Origin of the sequence: Peptacetobacter hominis (assembly GCF_006861675.1) — a bacterium.
GTDB lineage: Bacteria > Bacillota > Clostridia > Peptostreptococcales > Peptostreptococcaceae > Peptacetobacter > Peptacetobacter hominis.
In genome coordinates, this window is record NZ_SGJB01000032.1 from 1 (window position 1) to 1,853 (window position 1,853).

General features: G+C 27.9%; 1 protein-coding gene. It reads right to left on the bottom strand.

The window, feature by feature from the left end; translation table 11 throughout:
* Positions 1–150 precede the first annotated feature (150 nt).
* Positions 151–1,728 carry an IS1182 family transposase gene (locus EXD82_RS10145; RefSeq protein WP_142536781.1) on the bottom strand — a complete coding sequence of 526 codons (1,578 nt, stop codon included), beginning with the start codon at positions 1,726–1,728 and terminating at the stop codon, positions 151–153.
* Positions 1,729–1,853 lie beyond the last annotated feature (125 nt).

Genomic DNA, 1,853 nt, shown 5'->3' on the forward strand with positions numbered 1-1,853 from the left:
GGTGCTGTCGCATTAACGTTTTTTATAACGTTTTGCGACAGCATTTTTTCTTGTTATCAGTAAATAGTGGTTGTAAATATATAAAAAAAGCATCCCTATTAAATTTAGGCATGCAAATAAAACTTATATGGTGTTTTATATAAATACAACCTATAAGTTTGCTATTTTTCTATGAAGTTTATTTATATTATGGGCTAACGCCACTATTATACATTCTGATAATACATTGTTTTTTCCTTTTGATAGAAATCTCCTAAATCCCATATTATTTTTTATTTGAGCGAATGCTCCTTCAACCTGAATACTTCTATTTATTCTTAATTCAATACCTTTTTCAGATGTTATTCTCTCTATGTTTTCAGCTCTCTCTGATGTAAAAGTTTTGGATATATGAAGTCTTTTTATTCTATCATCAAAGTTTATATCTGATTTAAAATATCTTATACAGCTACGCTTATATTCACAATGAGAACAGTCATTACATGAATATACAGATATATTTTTATAATAATCAAAAGACGCCTTTCTCTTATATTCTTTTTCAAATGTTAGCTTTCTTCCGTCTTTACAGATATAATAGTCATCCTCCGGAACATATATCATATTTTCTGCAAGCCCTGGATCATTTTTATACTTTCTAGTTTTTCTTATTTCATAATTTGATGTTTTTATATATGATATTTTGCCTTTCTTCTTTAAATAAAGATAATTTTCTTCACTCTCATATCCTGCGTCAGCGACTATATTTTTATACTTAAAGGTTGTGTTACTATCAAGACTATCCAGAAAAGGTATTAACGTACCCACATCCGTAGGATTTGAAAATATTTCAACCCACGTTATGTATGCTGAATCAACTGCAATTTCTAAATTATATGCTGGTTTTAACTGACCATTCTTCATATGATCTTCTTTCATCCTCATAAAGGTTGCATCATTATCTGTTTTGGAATAACTGTTTCTATTACCAAGTTTCATCAAATGTTTATTGTAGGTTTTAAGTCTATCAATATACGATGATAGAGTTTCTATACATTTTTGAATCTGTGTTTTTCTTCTTCCTTTACCATGAACAAACTCTATTTCTTTATCTATCGACAATTTTTTCAATCTTTTAAATAATTTTTTTAGATGTTTAATTTTTATTTCATTATTGTAAACAACCTTTATTTCGAATAATTCCTCACATTTCTTTACAAAATCTGAAATCTTATCCATAAGCTTTTTGAAATTCTTGTTGACTGTTTTTTTCCATACGAATGTATATCTATTTGCTGCCGATTCTATTTTAGTTCCATCGATATACAATGTTTCACCATTTATTTCTCCAACATCTAACAAAATACAATTTATCTTATTCATAATTTCTTTTGAAACAATAGAAAAGTGGTTTGTTCTGAATCTTGCTATCGTAGAGTGATCTGGTACAGAGGCTCCGCCTAATAGATACATAAAATTTATATCTCTTTTACATGCTTTTTCTATATCTCTTGATGAATATATTCTATTCATACTTGCATAAATTACTATCTTTAGCATCGTAGAAACTGGAATAGAGCTCTTTCTGGAGTATGTCTTTTCCAACTCATAAAGATCAATAGAATCGATAACCCTGCTGACAGTTCTTACAGAATCATCTACAGGAATCAAATAATCTAATTCAAGCGGCAGCTTTAATTGATAATTTTCTTTTAATATGTTATAATTAATACAAGTTTTATAATTCATAAAAATCACCTTCTTCTATTATATTTGTTGGTTGCTTATATTATACATTAGAAGGTGATTTTTTATTATATTTTTTCAAAAAAATAAGGGCTATCGCACTAATAAAATATTAATGCGACAGCCCC

Coding starts and splice junctions, on each gene's coding strand:
- EXD82_RS10145 (WP_142536781.1), bottom strand. CDS start 1,728: ATGAATTATAAAACTTGTATTAATTATAACATATTAAAAGAAAATTAT.